Origin of the sequence: Collimonas fungivorans Ter331 (assembly GCF_000221045.1) — a bacterium.
GTDB lineage: Bacteria > Pseudomonadota > Gammaproteobacteria > Burkholderiales > Burkholderiaceae_D > Collimonas > Collimonas fungivorans_A.
Genome location: NC_015856.1, coordinates 2,129,787 through 2,147,781, shown reverse-complemented (window position 1 = coordinate 2,147,781; position 17,995 = coordinate 2,129,787). Strand labels below are relative to the sequence as shown.

Genomic DNA, 17,995 nt, shown 5'->3' with positions numbered 1-17,995 from the left:
CCTCAAAAATCAAGCTCAAAATTCAAGCAAACATTGCAGCGTAATCGAGCAGCATCTCTTCGATGAAGAGGCGCGCCGACAAGGGGTGTTCTGCGACTGCACGGCGCTCGTTGCTGCTTTTCAGGGCTCGCAGCAAGGCGCCGGTTTCAACTTTGGCGGCCAATCCTGCCAGCGCTTTTTCATAACGAGGATAATACCGGATTGTGCCGCTTAATTTAAAGGAAAACAGATCGTACAGCCAGCGCTGCTGCCACCCCACCAGCTCGGCGACCGGGGTTTTCTGCAAATGTTCGGCGCATTTCAGGGCGCCGTCTATGCCGGGCTTGGTCAGATGCTGCAAAAACTCGTCGATCAGTTCGCGCCCTTCGCTTTGCGACTGCGCATAGGCAGTCAGCGGCGCCCCGCCCTGTTCGGCCAGCCAGACGTCGGCATCCTTGACCTCTTGCTGGCGCAGCCAGGCCATGGCCTGCTGGTGCGACGGCAGCGGCATGGCGAATTTGCGACAGCGCGACAAGATGGTCGGCAACAGCCGGTCCAGGCTGTTTGAACTGAGCAGGAACACCGTGTTCGGCGGCGGTTCTTCCAATGTCTTCAGCAAGGCGTTGGCGGCAGCGGTATTCAGCGCTTCGGCCGGATACAGCAAGACCACCCGCTGTCCTTGCCTGTGGGTGGAGATATTCATGAAACCTGACAAGACGCGGATCTGGTCGATCTTGATTTCCTTGGACGGCGCCTTGGCCGACTTGGCTGCTGACTTTGTACTCCCCTTGTCGCCATCCTCCGCGCCGTCGCCCTCGGCCGCATCTTCGCCGTCCAGGATTTCCGGCCGCACACGCCGGTAATCCGGGTGATTGTATTGCATGAACCAGCCGCAAGAGCCGCAGACGCCGCAGGCATGGCCGTCCGCCTGCGGCTGCTCGCACAACAGCGATTGCGCGAACTGCTCGGCGAACACGGTCTTGCCTATGCCTTCGGCGCCATGGAACAGGATCGCGTGCGGCAGGCGCGCGCGCATCTGCTGCAGCTGCTGCCAGACACCGTCCTGCCACGGGAACAAGGAGTTGCTCATTGCTTGCCGCCGGGCTGGCTTGGCAGGCTTGAAATGATTTGCTTCAGCTCTTGCTGGACTTCGGCAATCGTCCGGGTCGCATCGATGACGCGGAAACGCTCGGGAAACTGCGCTGCGCGGCGCAGGTATTCGGCGCGCGTGGCGGCGAAGAAATCCGCTTTTTCCTGTTCGAACTTGTCCAGTGTGCGGGTCGCATCCAGGCGCGTGCGCGCCACTTCCAGCGGCACGTCGAACAACAGGGTCAGGTCCGGCTGCAAATGCGGGTGCACCCATTGCTCCAGCGCTTCCAGCTTGGCCAGCGGCAGTTGCCGGCCGCCGCCCTGGTAGGCGAAGGTGGCGTCGGTGAAGCGGTCCGAGATGACCCAGTCGCCGCGCGCCAGCGCCGGTTCTATCACCTGCGCCAGGTGTTCGCGGCGGGCGGCGAACATCAGCATCGCCTCGGTTTCCAGGTGCATTTTCTGGTGCAGCAATACTTCGCGCAGCGCTTCGCCCAGCGTGGTGCCGCCCGGCTCGCGGGTGGTGATGACCTGTAGGCCCTGCGCGCGCAGCAAGTCGGCGACAAAAGCGATGTGAGTCGACTTGCCGGCGCCGTCTATGCCTTCAAATGTGATGAATTTTGCCATTGCCTTATCTGTTGGGTTGCCGAATGTCCCGAATATGCCAATTATCGCTGATATTGATTCACCGCCTGGTTATGTTCGCCCAGGTTATTCGAGAAATGGCTGCTGCCGTCGCCCCGCGCGACAAAATACAGGGCGTCGGTCTGCGCCGGATGCATGGCGGCGCTGATCGATTCCGCGCCCGGCAAGGCGATCGGCGTCGGCGGCAGGCCGGCGCGGGTATAGGTGTTGTAAGGCGTATCGGTGGTCAGGTCGCGCTTGCGGATGGCGCCTTGGTATTGATCGCCCATGCCGTAGATCACGGTTGGGTCGGTTTGCAGCAGCATGCCGATCTTGAGGCGGTTGATGAACACGCCGGCAATCGTGCTGCGGTCGGCGCGCTTGCCGGTCTCTTTTTCCACGATCGAGGCCATGATCAGGGCTTCATACGGCGTCTTGTACGGCAACGAGGTATCGCGCCCCTCCCAGCCCTGAGTCAGGCGCTTGATCAGCAGGCTATGCGCCTGCTTGTACACCTGCAGGTCGCTCGACCCCTTGGCGAACAAATAGGTATCGGGAAAGAACAGGCCTTCCGGCATGGCGTAGTCGGGCGTGATTTTTGCCAGCAGTTCGGCGTCCGACAGCGCCGCGGTATCGTGTTTCAGCGCCGGCTGCGCCGCCACCGCCTGCCGCATCTGGCGGAAAGTCCAGCCTTCGATCACGGTCAGCGATTCCTGCGCAAACTCGCCGCGCACCAGTTGCGTCAGCAAACGCAGCGGCGTGGCGCCCGGTTTCAGTTCATAACTGCCGGCTTTCAGTTTGCTGCCCTTGTCGGTCACCCGCGCCAGCAATTCCAGCAGCTGGGGATTGACGCCGACCCCGGCTTCGTCGATCTGCTGCGCCGAACTGGCCAACGTGCTGCCTGGCTTGATCGTGAACGGCCGCACCGGGCCGTCTTCGAAAATCGGCTGCTGCGCCCAGTAAGCCACGCCGCCGGCGGCTGCGCCGCCTAACAAGATCACGCTCAACAATAGTTTTTTAAACAAGTCCGGTCCGCTCCGATTGGTTTTCATGCATCCCGCAAAAACGGCCGATTCCAACGCTTTTTTTGCGACAACTCTATAATCAACCCAATATGATAATCGCTGTTTCGGGAATGCCTACAATTTATGAATGAAATGACAAGTACCTGGCTGGATTTTTCACAACAGCAATCGTTCGATGCGCTGCCGGCGACGGCCACTGCCGGTGCGTCTTTTGTTGCACCGCTGACCGATCTCGGCCTGATCGCATTCAGCGGGGAAGACGCCGCCAGTTTCCTGCATACCCAGCTGACCAACGATGTCCAGAACCTGCCCGCAGGACAAGCCCGGCTGGCCGGCTACTGCTCACCGAAAGGACGCTTGCTGGCCACCTTCCTGATGTGGAAGAGCGGCGACAGCATCCTGCTGCAATTGCCGCGCAGCTTGCAGGCAGCGATCCAGAAGCGCCTGCAGATGTTTGTCATGCGCGCCAAGGCCAAGCCGGCCGACGTATCGGATACGCAAATCATCCTCGGCCTGGCCGGCAATGCCGCCGGCGCCGCACTGGCGCCCTGGTTCCCGGCCCTGCCGGCAGAACCCTATGCCAAGCTCGACAATGAACACGGCACCCTGATCCGCGTCGCCGATGCCGATACCGGGACCGGTTCAGTCCCGCGTTACCAATGGATCACCAGCCCCGAGCACGCCATCGCCGCCTGGCCGCAACTGGGCAAGAACCTGCAGCCGGTAGCGGCGTCAGCCTGGCGCCTGGGCGATATCCTGGCCGGCGTGCCGCAAATCACCTTGCCGACACAGGAACAGTTTGTGCCGCAAATGATCAATTTCGAAGTAATCGGCGGCGTCAATTTCAAGAAAGGCTGTTATCCGGGACAGGAAATCGTCGCCCGCAGCCAGTACCTGGGCAAACTCAAGCGCCGTGCAGTGCTGGCAAGCGTCGCCGCCACCGGCATCGCCGCCGGCACCGAAGTCTTTTCCAGCGCCGATCCGGACCAGCCCTGCGGCATGATCGTCAATGCAGAAGCCGACAGCGCCGGCAGCAGCCGCTGCCTGCTGGAGATCAAGCTGGCCGCGCTGGAGAACGGCACGGTGCACCTGGGTTCGACCGCGGGCCCGCAACTGCAGTTCCAGGCGCTGCCCTATTCGATCGTCGACGTCACCGACGCTGAGCTGTCGGCGTAAGCGCAAGATGAGCTCCGATCTCTACATCTATTACCGCGTGGCCGCCGGCAATGCCCAGCAGTTCGACCAGGCGGCAGCAAAAATGCAAGCCGGACTGTCGTTGCAATACCAGGTCGCCAGCGCCCTCAAACGCAGTCCCGAAATCAAGGATGAACATCACACCTGGATGGAAGTGTATTCTTCGGTGCCGCCGGATTTTGAGAAAATCATCGATCAGGCGGTTGCCGAGCACGGCCTCGCCGCCTTGATCGATGGTCCCCGCCATACGGAATTTTTTGTGAATATTTCATCATGTGCTTGATCGTTTTTGCGTGGCAAGTGATTCCTGGCTCACCGTTGATAGCCGCCGCCAACCGCGACGAGTTCTATGCGCGCCCGACCGCGCCTGCCGGCTGGTGGGAAGACCGACCCGGCATCTACGCCGGGCGCGACCTGCAGGATGGCGGCACCTGGATCGGCATCACCCGCAGCGGCCGCTTTGCCGCCATCACCAATGTGCGAGCGCCGGCGGAACGGCGCACCGATGCGCCCACCCGCGGCACGCTGGTGTCGGATTTCCTCGGCGGCCAAAAGACGGCGGCAGAATACGTCGCGGAAATTTCCGACGACGCTGCAAAATACAACGGCTTCAACCTGCTGGTCGGCGACGGCAAGGACTTGATCTGGTATTCGAACAAGCACCAAGAAGATGCTCGCAACGGCCAGCCGCTGCCTGCCGGCATCTACGGCTTGTCAAACGCTTCGCTAGACGGCTGCTGGCCCAAGGTGGTGCGCACCAAGGCGCAGTTCGCCAGCCTGCTGTGCCAGGGCGCGCCCGACGCCTGCTTCTTCGACATGCTGAGCGACACTACCCGCTCGGGCGATTGCCGGCTGCCGTCGACCGGCGTCGGCATCGAGCTGGAACGCGTACTGTCGGCGGTATTCATCCAGTCGCCCGACTATGGCACGCGCGCTTCGACCCTGGTCAGGATCAAGGCCAATGGCAGCGCCATGCTGCATGAACGAGTAGCGCCGCCGTTTTGCCCTTCTTCGCCAATACACACGCATCCGGCATCGCCATCCGAATCCCGCTGTTCGCGCTGACGCCCATGCCGTGACGGCGGCGGCGCCGCACGCTATTCAAGGAGCAGAACATGTTGTCTCCGTCCGATATCATTCAGCAGCTGTGGCGCACCCTCGGCCAGCCGGATGGCGCGTTGTCGCAGCTGTCGCTGAGCGGCAGCGATCCGGTGCTGCCGTCCTCGTTCGCAGTCGGCGCCGCGGCCCAGGCCAGCATTGCGGCAGCGGCCTTGTCGGCTGCACAGCTATGGCAGTTGCGCAGCCGGCAGCAGCAACAGGTAAGCGTCGACATGCGCCATGCCGCAGCCGAGTTCCGCAGCGAGCGCTACTTCCGGGTCAACGGCGCCCGCAGCGACGAAATCTGGGACAAGATCGCCGGCACCTATCGTTGCGGCGACGGCAAATGGCTGCGCCTGCACACCAATTTTCCGCACCATCGAGACGGTGTGCTCCGCCTGCTGCAGTGCGAACATACGGTTGAAAGCGTACAGCAGGCATTGCAAAGCTGGACGGCCGAAGATTTCGAGGACGCTGCCGCCAATACCGGGCTGGTAGTCACCGCCATGCGCTCATTCGAGGAATGGGACCGTCATCCGCAAGGACAGGCAGTGCAATCGTTGCCGCTGCTGACCATAGAAAAAATCGGCGATACGGCGCCGCGCGCCTTGCCTGCACCGATTGAACAACGGCCGCTGGACGGCGTGCGCGTACTCGACCTGACCCGCATCATCGCCGGCCCGGTCTGCGGCCGCACGCTGGCAGCGCACGGCGCCGACGTCATGCTGGTGACGGCGCCGCAGCTGCCTGCGATCGGCCCGCTGGTGATCGACACCGGACGCGGCAAACGCTCCTGCCAGCTCGACTTGCGGCAAGCCGACGACCATCGGACGCTAAGCCGTTTGCTGCATGACACGGACATCTTGGTTCAAGGCTACCGTCCGGGCGGCCTCGATGCGCTGGGTTTCGGCCCCGAAGCGGCGGCAAAAAAGCGTCCCGGCATCGTCTACGTATCGCTATCGGCGTACGGCCATGTGGGACCGTGGGCCGAGCGCCGCGGCTTCGATTCGCTGGTGCAGACCGCCAGCGGCTTCAACCATGCCGAAGCACAGGCCGCGCACAGCGACAAACCGAAACCGCTGCCGATGCAGGTGCTGGACCATGCCGCCGGCTACCTGATGGCGGCCGGCGCCATGACGGCGCTAGCGCGCCGGGTCACCGAGGGCGGCAGCTGGCATGTGCGGGTATCGCTGGCGCAGACCGGCCACTGGCTGCGCCAGCTTGGCAGGGTCGAGAATGGCCTGGCGGCGGCCGAGATTGAATTCGAACAAATCCAGGATCTGCTGGAACACAGCGAATCCGGCTTCGGCCGGCTCACTGCAGTAAGCCATGCCGGCAAGCTGTCGCTGACGCCGGCGCACTGGAGCCGGCCGTCCGTGCCTTTAGGCAGCGACGCGCCGAGCTGGTGACAGCTCAGGCAAATACATGGCGCATGCAAATGTGCGCGATCCCGGCTTCGTAATATTCCTCGCCGTCGCGGCTGAAACCGTAGCGTCCGTAAAACGCCTCGGCCTGGGTCTGTGCGTTCAGCACCACCTCGCCATCACCGCGCTGCCGCGCCTGCGCCATCAAGGCTTGCAGGATGGCTGCGCCCACACCCTGGCCGCGGCCGGCGGCGCGCACCGCCATGCGGCCGATATGGCCGTCCGGCAGCAGGCGGCCTGTGCCTATCGCATAACCGGCTTCGTTATAGGCAACAGCGTGCAGGCAGTGCTCATCCATATCGTCCCACTCCAGCTCGACCGGGATTTTCTGCTCGATCACGAATACGTCGAAACGCACTGCGCGGGCGTCGGTTTTCTGCGCTGCCCAATTGTCGACCGTCAGGTGAAATTTCATGTTGTCTCTTCTAAGTTGCTGGCTCAGCCCGGCTTGATTTTCAGCGCGGCCCGGTGATGCCTGAGATATTTGAATGTGCCCATTGCCTTGGCCACCAGATGGTCGCCGTGCCACAGTTCGGCGTCGCAGAAACACATGGTGGTGGAACGGTGGAAGGCGCGGCCCTTGGCGACGATGCGCGCGCCGGTTTGCCCGGCCGGCTGCAGGAAACTGGTTTTCATTTCCACCGTGACCGCCGCTTCGGCTTGCGGATAGAGGGAACGGCCGGCCAGCGCCATGACCACATCCAGCATGGTCATCGACACGCCGCCATGGGTGACCTGCCAGCTGTTCATGTGGTGCGGCTGCAAAGTCAAAGCCAGTTCGGCCGCGCCCTCGCCCATCTCGACGAACTCGACGCCGAGGTAGGTCAGGAAGGGATTATCGATAGGAAAAATATGGGAAGGAAACATGGCCGCAGTCAGCTAAAGTAATCCATGCACTGGCGCGACTCCCGCACCGCGCCGAAAAACGGCTTGATCGCCAGGTGCGCCGGGTGATTCTGGTAAGCCTCCAGCGCCGCCGCCGAAGCGAATTCAGAATTGAGCACCACGTCGTAAGTCGCCTCCAGCCCAGGCTGGGCAATCGCCGCTTCGAACCTGAGCATGCCCGGTACGATACCGGCGCAGCTGTCCAGCAGGGTTTTCAGCTGCCGTGCATTGCTGGCCTTGTCGGCGCCTTCGGCATGTTCTTTCAGTTTCCAGAATACGATGTGTTTCAGTGTCACGCTCATGAGGTTCTCGGTTCGCTAATGAATAAATGGCGCAATCCAGCCGCCAGCCGCTATTTTACCTGCCCGGGCGGCCCGACAGGCTGGGCGCCTTATTCACTCAGCAGCTTATAGGCGATTGCCCACATCGTGATGCCGACGACAACTTCCAGGATGCGCCACGAGACCGGCTTGGCAAAAATCGGCCTGAGCCAGGCGGCGGCATAACCCAGCGAGAAAAAGAAGACGAACGAAGACAGCATCGCACCGGCGGCGAATAAACCTCTCTGGCCGGGAAACTGGGTCGAGATCGAGCCGATCAGCAGCACCGTATCCAGGTAGACGTGCGGATTGAGCCAGGTCAGCGCGGCGCAGGTCAGCAAGGTCGGCAGCAAAGCGCCTTTGACATGTTCGGCTTGCAGCAGCACGTCCGACGAACGCCAGGCAGTGATAAAGCTCCTGGCGCCGTACGCCAGCAGGAAAGCGGCACCGCCGTAGCGCATGACGGGCATCAGCCATGGCGCCTGTTCGATGATGATGCCCAGCCCCATCACGCCCAGCAGGATCAGGATGGCATCGGAAGCGGCGCATGTCAGGCAGACCAGGAAAACGTGTTCGCGCTTGAGCCCCTGCTTGAGGACAAAGGCATTTTGTGCGCCGATTGCGAGGATAAGCGAAAGACCGAGGGAAAAACCGGAAATTGCAGCGTTCATAAATACGTCATGAAATCGAAATCATACCATCGCTTCCACAGCGCTAGCGGGACCTTAATGCAATCCTGCGGGCGGCAAGTCATCCCCCGCTCCCACCCAAGGGCGGCCATCGACGCGCCGGCTCGCCACAAAACGCGCCAAGGCCGGATCGGTGATGAAGCTGGCGGCGGAACTGGCTTCCAGTATCGCCTGCGGCGACTGCGGCTTGGCCACGATATAACCCTGCACGTAGTCGACGCCCAATTTCGCCAATGCTTCGATCATGGCGCAGTCTTCCACCCATTCGGCGATGCTCTTCATGCCCAGGTTGCGCGCCAGTTCGACGATGGCTTCGACGATCGCTTCGTTGGCTGGATGCGTGTTCATGCTTTGAATGAACGCACCGTCTATCTTCAAGGCGTCCGCCGACAAGCTCTTCAGGTAGGTAAACGAGGTATAACCGGCGCCGAAGTCGTCCAGTGCGATCTTGGCTCCCAAGGCCTGCAAACGCTGGATGATGCGGCTGGTGTGTTCGAGGTCGTGCAGCGCCACGCTTTCCGTGATTTCAATGCACAGCATCGGCACCACTTGCGGATGGCGGGCCAGGATCACGAAGATATCCTGGATGAATTTCTCATCGTTGAGCGAAGCCCCGCTCAAATTCACGCAGACGAACTTTGTCAGCGGCAGTTGCGCCTGGTGCTGCGCCAGCCATTCCAGCACCGTGCTCATGACCCAGCGGTCGATCACGGCGATGTTGCCGTTTTCTTCCGCCGCCGCGATCACCTTGGTGGCCGGCACCACCTTGTTGTCGGCGTCGCGCAGCCGCAGCAGCACTTCGAAATTGAGCGAAGCTTCCGGTTCGCGCAACGACATGATCGGCTGCATTTCGACAAACAGGCCGGCCGGCAGGAATTCGCCGCCCAGCCTTTCGATCAGGCTCAGTTCTTCCAGCCGCTCGCGGAATACCGGCGCATTCTTCGGGTACACCACGATATGTTCGTTGTGCGCTTTCTTGGCTTCCCGGCAGGCGCGGTCGGCGGCGGAGATGGCGTCCTGCACCCGCATGCCGGCATCGACTTCAATCAGTCCTATCGAGCCTTTTACCTGGAACGCGCGAGCGCCGATATTGTACGACTGATAGCTGATTTTCTGGATGATGTTGCCGCAGATGGCAGTCGCCGCGCCAATCTCGACATCCTGGAACAGCAAGATGAATTCGTCGCCGCCGATGCGGCCGATATGGCAATCGCCGCCGAGCAGCTGCTGCACCCGGAAACACAGTTGCTTCAGTACTTCGTCGCCCGACTGGTGGCCGAACAGGTCGTTGATCAGCTTGAAGCGGTCGAGGTCAAGATAGGCCAATGCCAGCGGCCGGTCGCCGGCCTGGCGCTCGATCGCCTGCTCCAGCATGATTTCGATGCCGCGCCGGTTGAGGACGCCGGTCAACGGATCGTGCTCGGCAAAAAACCGCAAGCGTTCGATCGCCTGGGAACGGTCGGTAATGTCTTGCAAGGAACCTTCGATACGGCCGTTGGCGAAAGTGGCAGTCACCAGGTAAAAATTGCTGCGGCCGCTGGCATCGGCGACGCCGCGCAATTCCGCTTCGTTGCCGCTGCTGCCGGAACCGATGCGCAGCAGTTTTTCGCGGGCGCCGGCTTCAAAATAATCATCAAATTTTTTCACCGACTCGGCGCCGGGATCATGGCCCAGGATTTTTTCCAGGGCGGGATTGGTGCGCAAGAAACTGCCGTCGGCGGCCAGGGTAAACAAACCCACCGGCGTGACTTCATAAGTAGTCCGCAATTCGGCCTGGACCATCGCCAGTTCGCGTTTGCCGGCGCGCATCTGTTCAGCAAAGGCAAACGACGCCATCAGGCTCGACAGCAAAGCCACGATCACATTGTTCGGCACTTCATCCAGGGTCTTGATGCCGAACGCAGCGGCGACAACCTCGTCGATCCGCGTAAACAACACCACGAACATCGACGCGCAATACCACAGCGCCGCGCGGGTGCGCGCCTTCCAGACGATGCGCGCCAGCAGGAACACCAGGATCACGATGCCGACCACGGTCCAGCACCATAGCACCGGAAGAAAATGCTGGTACGACAGCAGCATGGCGGCCACCAGCAGCACCAGCCCCATCCAGCGCAATACGTTTTGCAGGAAAACGAAGCCGATCTGCTTCAGTTCATTCTGGAACAGGCGGCCGAACAAGGTGAAGGTGACGATGTAGTAGGTAGCGAACGTCAGCTTGCGCACCCAAGGCAGCCATTGATTCGGGATAGTCCATATCAGCCAGTGCACATCCCAGCCCATGGCATTGGCGCCAAGCCGCAGATTCCCCAGCAGCCACACCGCAAACAAGACGTACATCCATTCGCGGTTGATCAATGCTGCCACCAGCACGAACAAGGTCAGCGTCAGCAGCCCGCCTTCCATCAAACCTATGCCGCGATAAAACTCCTTTTGCGACTGTACAAAATCGGGACGCGTCCATTGCCGCACCGAGATGCGCGCGGGGCCGGAAAAAACGCCCTTGCACAACACGTTCAGCGGCAGCGCGGCGGCCTGCAGCGACAAGATGAAACCGGTTTTTTCGGCTTTCATCTGGCCTTCGACTCCGTCGCGGCTGGCCGTGCCAAGCAGGCGCTCGCCGGCGCCCGCCCAGCAGCTCACCTGCTGTGCATGGCGCGATGGCAGCTCAACTTCCGTCAGTCCCGAATCTGCAGCTGCCGGCACCAGAAAAGAAAACCAGAACGGCGTTTCCTGCAATTGCGTGCTGCTGTAGGTCAGCATCGGCATTGCCGCCAGCGCCTGGAATGCCTGCGCCGGCTGCAAGCGCTGCCCAGGGTCGCTCAACACCTGGAACGGCGACGGGCTCGGATCGCTATGACCGAAGCGACTGTTGAGCGTAGCGAAGGCAACGATCGTAAACACTATCACCAGCACCGGCACCAATACGACCGAAAAATAAAACACCGCCCAGTCTTGAGGCTTCAGGTTGTGATTAAAGCTTTTCGACGTATCGGCATGAAATAGCCACATAGACATCGTATCCGTAGAGTGAGAGGGTTCTACTGTACTGTAAAAAAGAGACAATATTCCTTTTAACAACAAACAATAACACCCTCTCAATATCTGGTTTCGGCAACACCGGATTAAACATCTACTTCAATGGCGCCTCTCGCTCCCCTGCCTGGCTGTCCCGGAGTTCGAACTGATCCGCCAGCACATTGGGCGGCTGCTCGAGAATCAGGTCAGGATGCTGCATCTCGAACATCAGCCCGAACAGCGGATGGCCGGCGGCAGCCCAGCGTTCGCGGGCAGTGGCGACTTCAAACGCCATGACACGGTGCGGCAAATTGCCGACATGCAGCATCGGGATAAATTCCGACCCCCCAAAGACATCCTGGAACAGCAAGGCGTCATATTGCCGGTCCAACGGGGAGCGTGCAGTAATCACCATCCAGTCGATGCCATGTTCGACGCAATACAAAAAATAGGCCTTGAACAGCAAGGTCTTGACGATCTTGCCGATCTGGCTGGAAATGACGCCCAGCCGCGTCGCCTCCGCCAGGCTGCAGCCCTGCAGCCAGTCCGGCAATGTCACCGACTGCTCCAGTCCCAAGGACTGGAAACTGTTGGTCTGGATACGCATGGTGCCCAATGACGAGCCGTCCAGCTTCGACTCCGCCAGCAGCACGATGGTATCTTGCGCCAGATCGGCCTGCTCGAACCGGAGCAGGTTTTGCGCCAGCTCGGGCAGGTGCCGGCTGTAAGCTGCATGGCGGATCCCGACCGCCTTCTGCAAGGCCTGCTCGTCGTTGACGATGCGAATGGTGAACGGCAGGCGCTGTTCAGGCAGCGCGGCGGTCGACAAGGATAAGGGAATGAAATTCCCTGCCGCTGCCTGGCTGGAGGTGCTGATTGTGTGGTCTTGCTTCATTTGAGTGCTCCGAAGTAGAAAACATGGTTGACCGCTTTATGCATGCGCTGCATCACGGTATTGCCAGATTCTCACGTTCGGAACAGAGTAGAAAACTAAACCCCAATCACAACGCCATTTTTTGTGCCTATTTAATGATTATTAATCGTCGTTAAACGTTTTATCGCAACAAATATTTCCAAAAATCAACAAATGGGGGTTCATCAATGCTGTCCGCCGCCTAGGTATGCCGCCTTGACTGCGGGGTCGTTTTTCAGTTTTTCAGCAGGACCATGCACCGATATCCTGCCGTTCTCCAGCACGTAGCCGTAATCGGCGACATTCAGCGCCGCGGCGGCGAACTGTTCGACCAGCAGCATCGTCACGCCCTGCTCCTTGAGCCGGGAAATGATGCGGAACACTTCTTCCACCAGGATCGGCGCCAGCCCCATCGACGGCTCGTCCAGCAGGATCACTTCTGGATTGAGCATGATGGCGCGCGCCATCGCCAGCATCTGCTGTTCGCCGCCGGACAACGTGCCGGCCAGCTGGCTGCGGCGTTCCTTCAGGCGCGGAAACAGTTCCAGCGCCTGCTCCAGGTCGTGCTTGATGTCGCCGCGCGGACGCAGGCGGGTAAACCGCGGGAATGCGCCCAGCAGCAGATTGTCGACCACGCTCATGGTGGCGAACACGCGCCGTCCTTCCGGTGAATGCGCCAGCCCGGCGCGCGCGATCTTGTGCGAAGCCAGGCCGGTGACGTCGACCCCGGCCAGGGTGACGCTGCCGGCCTTGGCCTTGATCATGCCGGAGATGGCGCGCATGGTGGTGGTTTTGCCGGCGCCGTTGGAGCCGATCAGCGTCACTACTTTGCCTTTCGGCACCTCCAGTGAAATACCGTGCAGTACTTCAACCTTGCCATACGCTGCATGCAAATTGGAAATCGAGAGCATCTTATGACCCCGCTGCGTTGGAAGTTGACGGCGCGCCCTCGGCGCCATGATCGGCTGCTTCACCGACGCTGCCGCCGAGATAGGCTTCGATCACCTTGGGATCGCTTTGCACCGCGGCCGGCTTGCCTTCGGCGATTTTCTGGCCGAAATCCAGCACCGTCACGGTATCCGAAATCGACATGACGACATCCATGTGATGCTCGATCAGGATGATGGTGATGCCATGCTGCCGGATCTTGTGGATGATCGCGATCAGTTCCTTGATGTCGGGCGCAGTCAGGCCCGCCGCTGGTTCGTCCAGCAGCAGCAGTTCCGGATTCAGCCCGAGCGCGCGGCCGATCTCCAGCAGGCGCTGCTTGCCGTAAGGCAGGTTGCGCGCCTCCTCCGCGGCCAGTCCGCTCAGTCCGACAAACTGCAGGATGCTGGCGGCGCGCGCCCGTGCCGCCAGTTCCTCGCGCCGGTAGCGCGGGGTGTGGAAGATCACGTCCAGCACATTGCTGCGGAAGGTGTGATGCAGGCCGACCAGCACGTTTTCGGTGGCGCTCATTTCGCCGAACAACTGCACGTTCTGGAAAGTGCGGGCCACGCCGCCCAGCGCAATCGCCGCCGGCGTCGAACCGGAAATGGTCTTGCCGTTGAACTCGACCTTGCCGGCGGTCGGCTTGTAGATGCCGGTCAGCACGTTCATCATGGTGCTCTTGCCCGAACCGTTGGGGCCGATCAAGCCATGCACGCTGCCTTTGACGATATCCAGGTTGACTTCGTTGAGCGCCTTGAGGCCGCCAAACTGCATCAATATCTTCTGTCCGCTCAACAAGGTAGCGCCGGCGGCAACGCTGCCGCCGACCGAAGCCCAGGCGCGCTCAGGGCTGGCGGCGACGCTTGCCGGTTCGCTGCGGACAAGCACTCTCTGGCCCAGCAGGCCGCGGGCGAAACCGACGATGCCGTCCTGCAGGTAATACACCACGAACAGCGTCATCAGTCCGAATACCGTCAGACGCCAGTCGGTGATGTTTTCCAGCTTATAGGAAAACACCGCCATGCCGACCGTCGCCACCACCGGCACCGCTACCTCGCGCAGGGTCTTGCGTTTTTTCCATAACAGGAAGGCCGTCGCCAGCACGGCGACCACGGCAGCCACCGTGGCGATCTGGCGGAACAGTTCAATGTCTGCCAGCAGGCTCGGCAGCATGACCACGATCAGGGCGCCGATCAGCGAGCCGGTGCGGCTCTTGCGGCCGCCCATGATGACCGCCAGCAGGAACAGGATGGTCAGCTCGAAATTATAGGTATTCGGCGAAATGTATTCTTCCGAATAAGCATACAGGCTCCCCGCCAGGCCAGCCAGCGCAGCGCTGATCACGAACGCATAGACCTTGTAGCGATACACCGAGACGCCCATGCAATCGGAAGCGATCGGGCTGTCGCGCAGCGCCTGGAAGGCGCGCCCCAGGTGCGACTTGACGATCCGGTGCACGACGATCAGCGACAGCACCATCAGCGCCGCCACCAGGTAGAAATACTCCACCTCGTCGAGGCGATGGCCGAAGAAACTCGGCTTGTTCAGCTTGATCCCCATCGGCCCTTCCGTCAGGAAGCTCATTTCATTGATCAGGATCTGGATGATGGTGCCGAACGCCAGCGTCACCATGGCCAGGTAAGGCCCGGTCACCCGCAGCGCGGGCAGCGCCAGGACGGCGCCGAAGATGGCTGTCACCGCCAGGCTGGCCGGGGCCGCGATCAGGAACGGCCAGCCAAGCTTGAACACCAGCACGCCGGTGGTGTAGGAGCCGATGCCGAACAGGCCGGCGTGCCCCAGCGACACCTGGCCGGTGTAGCCGACCACGATGTCCAGGCCGAACAGCAGGATGGCGTAGATCAAGATGGTTTCGGCCAGGTGGATGTAATACGGATTCGGAAAAACCTGCGGAAACGCCAGCAGCAGCAGGATGCCGGCTACCGCCAGTGCAAATAGCTTTTTATTCATATTCACACCTTCTTGATGGCTGTCTTGCCGAACAGGCCGGCCGGCTTGACGGCCAGCACCAGCAGCAACAGCACCAGGCCGGGCACTTCCTTGTAGCCGGTCGAGATGTAAAACCCGGTCAGCGTCTCGGCGATGCCGAGGATCAGGCCGCCGACCACCGCTCCCATGCCCGAAGTCAGGCCGCCGATAATCGCCACCGCGAAGGCTTTCAGGCCCAGCGCCGCGCCCATCGTCGCACCGGTCAGGGTCAGCGGCGCCACCAGCACCCCGGCAAACGCCGCGGTGGCAGAGGACAAGGCGTAAGAAAAAGTGATCACCATGCTGGTGTTGATGCCCATCAGGCCGGCGGCGTCGCGATCGTTCGAGGTTGCCACCACTGCCTTGCCGTAAATCGATTTGCGGTTGAAGAATTCGACCGCCAGCATCATCGCCAGCGCGCCCAGCACCACCACCACTTGCATCGGCTGGACATTGGCGCCGAATACCTGGAACGGGGTCGACGACAAGGGCGAAGGGAAAGTCAGGTCATCCTTGCCCCAGATGTTTTCGGCGACGTTCTTGAAAATGATCGCCAGCGCAATGGTCGACATGATCCAGCCGAATTCCGACTTGATCTTGAGCGCCGGGCGCACGCCGATCCATTCCACCACGGCGCCTTGCAGCGCGCCGAACACGATCACCACCGGAATCATCAGCCAGTAATTCAGGTAAGGGCCGCCATGGATGTTGCCGACCAGGCTGAGGCCCACCAGCGCGCCCAGCATCAATGCCTCGCCCTGGCCGAAATTGAGAGTGCCGGAAGTGGCGAACGTGAGTTGATAACCGAAAGCGATCACCGCGTAGATCATGCCTAGCGCGATGCCGCTGAAGACGAGTTGCAGCAGAATTTCCATGATATCGATCCAAGAGACTGCGACAGCCATAAATATGGCAAAGCAACGCTGCCGTCTGACGAAACAAATCCAGCCTGTATACCTGCGCAGACTGGACCGATATCGCTCAAACGGATGTTTGACCGGCGCGCAGTATCGCCACGCGCCAGCCTCCTATCACTTGGCTAATACCACACGGCCATTCTTGACTTCGCCGATCACCACCATGTTTGGCTTGATCGCTTCGTGGTCGTCATGGCTGTACGGCTTGGTGTAGGTGGTGACTACCCCTTCCACGGTGCCGTTGAGGTTTTCCAGCGCTTCGCGTACTTTCACGCCGTCGGTGCTGCCAGCCTGCTTGATTGCCGCCGCCAGCAGGTAGACCGAATCATAGCCCTGGGCCGCTGAAACGGCGGACGGCATGCGGTCGATCTTGTAGGCTTTCTGGTAGGCTTCTATGAAGGCCTTGCGCTTGGCTGTAGTGGCGTCCTGGATGAAGGTTTGCGGCATGCGCGCGCCGTCGCCGTTCTTGCCTGCGTTGTCGATGAAATTACCCATCGACAAAGTCCAGCTGCCGATGATAGGCACTTTCCAGTTGAGTTTTTCCATGCCGTTGGCGATCTGCGCCAGTTCCGGGCCGATGCCGTAGGTCAGCACCACTTCGGCGCCGCCCTGCTTGGCTTTCAGCAGCTGCGCCGTCATGTCGACGTCTTTCAGGTTGTATTTTTCAACCGCGACCGGCTTGATGCCCCTGGCAGCCAGGGTGCGCTCCAGGTCTTCGCGGCCGAGCTGGCCATAGTTGGTCGAATCGGCCAGGATCGCGACCTTGGTATGTTTCTGCCGCACCACCGCTTCGTCGACGATCATGGCCGACTGGATGGTGTCGTTGGCCGCATTACGGAACACGTAGTTATCCTTGTTTTCCGGTCCGACGAACTGTTTGGTGACGATGCTGCCGGTGGCGACATTGTTCATGACCGGGATCTTGGCTTCCTGGTAGAAGCGCTGCGAAGCCAGGGCGACGCCGGTGTTGATGAAGCCGACCGTGCCGACCACTTTTTCCTTGTTGATCAGTTCCTGCGCAACCTGGACTCCGCGCTCGTTCTTGGCTTCGTCGTCGCGTTCGACCAGCTGCAGCTGGCGGCCCAGCACGCCGCCCTTGGCGTTGATGTCCGCCACCGCCAGCTTGACGCCGTCGCGCATCGATACGCCCATCGGCGCGGAACCGCCGGTAAATGGCCCGGTGACGCCGATCTTGATCGGCTCCGCCGCCCCCGCCGCCAGCGTCCAGCTTACCAATGCCGTTGCCACGCATGCCTTGATTATTGTGTTCATGTCGTCTCCTCCGTGTTTTTATATTGGTTGGCGCCGGCATGGATGCCAAGACGCATTCTTAGTGTAAAACGCTTTCCCCGCTTATGCACAGATGTCATCTGGCATGCAGACAGCCCCAGCATTTCAGGCCACCCTTACAGCTTCCTGACAAGTCCGTCTTTCCGCTCTTATATCATCATAACTGCGCATCATAACTGCGCATGGTGAATACACGTGGCGGCTGCGTTTGCTACAGACGAAAAAAATCCCCGGCAAGCCAGGGATTTTTGCGATACCCAGTTTATTTCAACTGAGTCGTCAGCTATATATTAGATAGCTTGGATGTTCGAAGCTTGCTTGCCCTTTGGGCCGGCAGTAACTTCGAAAGAAACACGTTGGTTCTCTTGCAGCGACTTGAAGCCGGAAGAATTGATTGCGGAGAAGTGCGCGAACAGATCTTCACCACCTTCGTCAGGAGTAATAAAACCAAAACCCTTCGAATCATTGAACCACTTTACGATACCAGTTGCCATTACATTTCCTATTTCAGTTAAGTTGGGCTGTCGCCCGTTAGATCGTTTGAAGCAAGAAAGAAATGACAGACTAATACTGCACTACTAGCTCGAATCTTAAACGATGTCGCATTATAACCGATA

Annotated in this window: 18 protein-coding genes; 4 read left to right on the top strand and 14 right to left on the bottom strand. The window is 60.5% G+C overall.

Features of this window, described 5'->3' with window-relative positions:
- Positions 1–22: 22 nt before the first annotated feature.
- From CFU_RS09400 to mltG, 3 genes are read right to left on the bottom strand one after another with little or no spacing between them, the layout of a single operon-like run.
- Positions 23–1,069, bottom strand: coding sequence for a DNA polymerase III subunit delta' (locus tag CFU_RS09400; RefSeq protein WP_014005806.1), 1,047 nt, complete (start codon positions 1,067–1,069; stop codon positions 23–25).
- Positions 1,066–1,692, bottom strand: coding sequence for a dTMP kinase (gene tmk, locus CFU_RS09395; RefSeq protein ID WP_014005805.1), 627 nt, complete (start codon positions 1,690–1,692; stop codon positions 1,066–1,068). Before tmk ends, CFU_RS09400 begins: the two co-directional genes overlap by 4 nt.
- A 41-nt stretch (positions 1,693–1,733) precedes the next feature.
- Positions 1,734–2,741 (bottom strand): endolytic transglycosylase MltG, encoded by a 1,008-nt coding sequence (gene mltG, locus CFU_RS09390; RefSeq protein WP_041741632.1) that lies wholly within the window; start codon positions 2,739–2,741, stop codon positions 1,734–1,736.
- A 96-nt stretch (positions 2,742–2,837) separates the two neighbouring features.
- Between mltG and CFU_RS09385 the strand changes: the two genes are divergently transcribed.
- From CFU_RS09385 to CFU_RS09370, 4 genes are read left to right on the top strand one after another with little or no spacing between them, the layout of a single operon-like run.
- On the top strand, positions 2,838–3,890 hold the full coding sequence (locus CFU_RS09385; RefSeq protein WP_014005803.1) for a YgfZ/GcvT domain-containing protein: 1,053 nt from the start codon (positions 2,838–2,840) through the stop codon (positions 3,888–3,890).
- 7 nt (positions 3,891–3,897) lie between these two features.
- Positions 3,898–4,191 (top strand): DUF4936 family protein, encoded by a 294-nt coding sequence (locus CFU_RS09380; protein WP_041741631.1) that lies wholly within the window; start codon positions 3,898–3,900, stop codon positions 4,189–4,191.
- Positions 4,182–4,973, top strand: a complete 792-nt coding sequence (locus CFU_RS09375) for an NRDE family protein (protein ID WP_014005802.1) — start codon at positions 4,182–4,184, stop codon at positions 4,971–4,973. The genes CFU_RS09380 and CFU_RS09375 overlap by 10 nt, the downstream gene beginning before the upstream one ends.
- A 50-nt stretch (positions 4,974–5,023) precedes the next feature.
- Positions 5,024–6,415, top strand: coding sequence for a CoA transferase (locus CFU_RS09370; RefSeq protein WP_014005801.1), 1,392 nt, complete (start codon positions 5,024–5,026; stop codon positions 6,413–6,415).
- A 4-nt stretch (positions 6,416–6,419) separates the two neighbouring features.
- Here the strand turns inward: CFU_RS09370 and CFU_RS09365 are convergent, their stop codons facing one another.
- The 11 genes from CFU_RS09365 to CFU_RS09315 all read right to left on the bottom strand — a co-directional run bounded on the left by CFU_RS09365 (position 6,420) and on the right by CFU_RS09315 (position 17,872).
- The gene (locus CFU_RS09365; RefSeq protein WP_014005800.1) at positions 6,420–6,845 is read right to left on the bottom strand and encodes a GNAT family N-acetyltransferase; all 426 of its coding nucleotides are present in this window, start codon (positions 6,843–6,845) and stop codon (positions 6,420–6,422) included.
- A gap of 23 nt (positions 6,846–6,868) precedes the next feature.
- Positions 6,869–7,297 (bottom strand): PaaI family thioesterase, encoded by a 429-nt coding sequence (locus CFU_RS09360; protein WP_014005799.1) that lies wholly within the window; start codon positions 7,295–7,297, stop codon positions 6,869–6,871.
- An 8-nt stretch (positions 7,298–7,305) separates the two neighbouring features.
- Positions 7,306–7,617 (bottom strand): Dabb family protein, encoded by a 312-nt coding sequence (locus tag CFU_RS09355; RefSeq protein ID WP_014005798.1) that lies wholly within the window; start codon positions 7,615–7,617, stop codon positions 7,306–7,308.
- 89 nt (positions 7,618–7,706) lie between these two features.
- A complete protein-coding gene (locus CFU_RS09350; protein WP_014005797.1) occupies positions 7,707–8,306 on the bottom strand; it encodes a LysE/ArgO family amino acid transporter in 600 nt (199 codons plus the stop codon).
- A 54-nt stretch (positions 8,307–8,360) separates the two neighbouring features.
- Complete coding sequence (locus tag CFU_RS09345; RefSeq protein WP_148264794.1) at positions 8,361–11,336, bottom strand: putative bifunctional diguanylate cyclase/phosphodiesterase; 2,976 nt, start codon at positions 11,334–11,336, stop codon at positions 8,361–8,363.
- Between the two features lie 121 nt (positions 11,337–11,457).
- Positions 11,458–12,237 carry an N-acyl amino acid synthase FeeM domain-containing protein gene (locus CFU_RS09340; protein WP_014005795.1) on the bottom strand — a complete coding sequence of 260 codons (780 nt, stop codon included), beginning with the start codon at positions 12,235–12,237 and terminating at the stop codon, positions 11,458–11,460.
- Positions 12,238–12,440: 203 nt separating this feature from the next.
- Positions 12,441–13,166, bottom strand: coding sequence for an ABC transporter ATP-binding protein (locus CFU_RS09335; RefSeq protein WP_041741629.1), 726 nt, complete (start codon positions 13,164–13,166; stop codon positions 12,441–12,443).
- Between the two features lies 1 nt (position 13,167).
- The gene (locus CFU_RS09330) at positions 13,168–15,153 is read right to left on the bottom strand and encodes an ABC transporter permease subunit (protein WP_041741628.1); all 1,986 of its coding nucleotides are present in this window, start codon (positions 15,151–15,153) and stop codon (positions 13,168–13,170) included.
- A 2-nt stretch (positions 15,154–15,155) separates the two neighbouring features.
- On the bottom strand, positions 15,156–16,046 hold the full coding sequence (locus CFU_RS09325; protein WP_041743204.1) for a branched-chain amino acid ABC transporter permease: 891 nt from the start codon (positions 16,044–16,046) through the stop codon (positions 15,156–15,158).
- Positions 16,047–16,202: 156 nt separating this feature from the next.
- Positions 16,203–17,360, bottom strand: a complete 1,158-nt coding sequence (locus tag CFU_RS09320; RefSeq protein WP_014005791.1) for an ABC transporter substrate-binding protein — start codon at positions 17,358–17,360, stop codon at positions 16,203–16,205.
- 308 nt (positions 17,361–17,668) lie between these two features.
- Positions 17,669–17,872, bottom strand: a complete 204-nt coding sequence (locus CFU_RS09315; protein ID WP_014005790.1) for a cold-shock protein — start codon at positions 17,870–17,872, stop codon at positions 17,669–17,671.
- Positions 17,873–17,995: the final 123 nt, after the last annotated feature.

Bases quoted from the DNA above. Each gene is read 5' to 3' on its own strand.
- mltG (WP_041741632.1), bottom strand. From the start codon at position 2,741: ATGAAAACCAATCGGAGCGGACCGGACTTGTTTAAAAAACTATTGTTG.
- CFU_RS09365 (WP_014005800.1), bottom strand. From the start codon at position 6,845: ATGAAATTTCACCTGACGGTCGACAATTGGGCAGCGCAGAAAACCGAC.
- CFU_RS09355 (WP_014005798.1), bottom strand. From the start codon at position 7,617: ATGAGCGTGACACTGAAACACATCGTATTCTGGAAACTGAAAGAACAT.
- CFU_RS09370 (WP_014005801.1), top strand. From the start codon at position 5,024: ATGTTGTCTCCGTCCGATATCATTCAGCAGCTGTGGCGCACCCTCGGC.
- CFU_RS09400 (WP_014005806.1), bottom strand. From the start codon at position 1,069: ATGAGCAACTCCTTGTTCCCGTGGCAGGACGGTGTCTGGCAGCAGCTG.
- CFU_RS09380 (WP_041741631.1), top strand. From the start codon at position 3,898: ATGAGCTCCGATCTCTACATCTATTACCGCGTGGCCGCCGGCAATGCC.
- CFU_RS09325 (WP_041743204.1), bottom strand. From the start codon at position 16,046: ATGGAAATTCTGCTGCAACTCGTCTTCAGCGGCATCGCGCTAGGCATG.
- CFU_RS09320 (WP_014005791.1), bottom strand. From the start codon at position 17,360: ATGAACACAATAATCAAGGCATGCGTGGCAACGGCATTGGTAAGCTGG.
- CFU_RS09335 (WP_041741629.1), bottom strand. From the start codon at position 13,166: ATGCTCTCGATTTCCAATTTGCATGCAGCGTATGGCAAGGTTGAAGTA.
- CFU_RS09360 (WP_014005799.1), bottom strand. From the start codon at position 7,297: ATGTTTCCTTCCCATATTTTTCCTATCGATAATCCCTTCCTGACCTAC.
- CFU_RS09350 (WP_014005797.1), bottom strand. From the start codon at position 8,306: ATGAACGCTGCAATTTCCGGTTTTTCCCTCGGTCTTTCGCTTATCCTC.
- CFU_RS09375 (WP_014005802.1), top strand. From the start codon at position 4,182: ATGTGCTTGATCGTTTTTGCGTGGCAAGTGATTCCTGGCTCACCGTTG.
- tmk (WP_014005805.1), bottom strand. From the start codon at position 1,692: ATGGCAAAATTCATCACATTTGAAGGCATAGACGGCGCCGGCAAGTCG.
- CFU_RS09345 (WP_148264794.1), bottom strand. From the start codon at position 11,336: ATGTGGCTATTTCATGCCGATACGTCGAAAAGCTTTAATCACAACCTG.
- CFU_RS09330 (WP_041741628.1), bottom strand. From the start codon at position 15,153: ATGAATAAAAAGCTATTTGCACTGGCGGTAGCCGGCATCCTGCTGCTG.
- CFU_RS09315 (WP_014005790.1), bottom strand. From the start codon at position 17,872: ATGGCAACTGGTATCGTAAAGTGGTTCAATGATTCGAAGGGTTTTGGT.
- CFU_RS09385 (WP_014005803.1), top strand. From the start codon at position 2,838: ATGAATGAAATGACAAGTACCTGGCTGGATTTTTCACAACAGCAATCG.
- CFU_RS09340 (WP_014005795.1), bottom strand. From the start codon at position 12,237: ATGAAGCAAGACCACACAATCAGCACCTCCAGCCAGGCAGCGGCAGGG.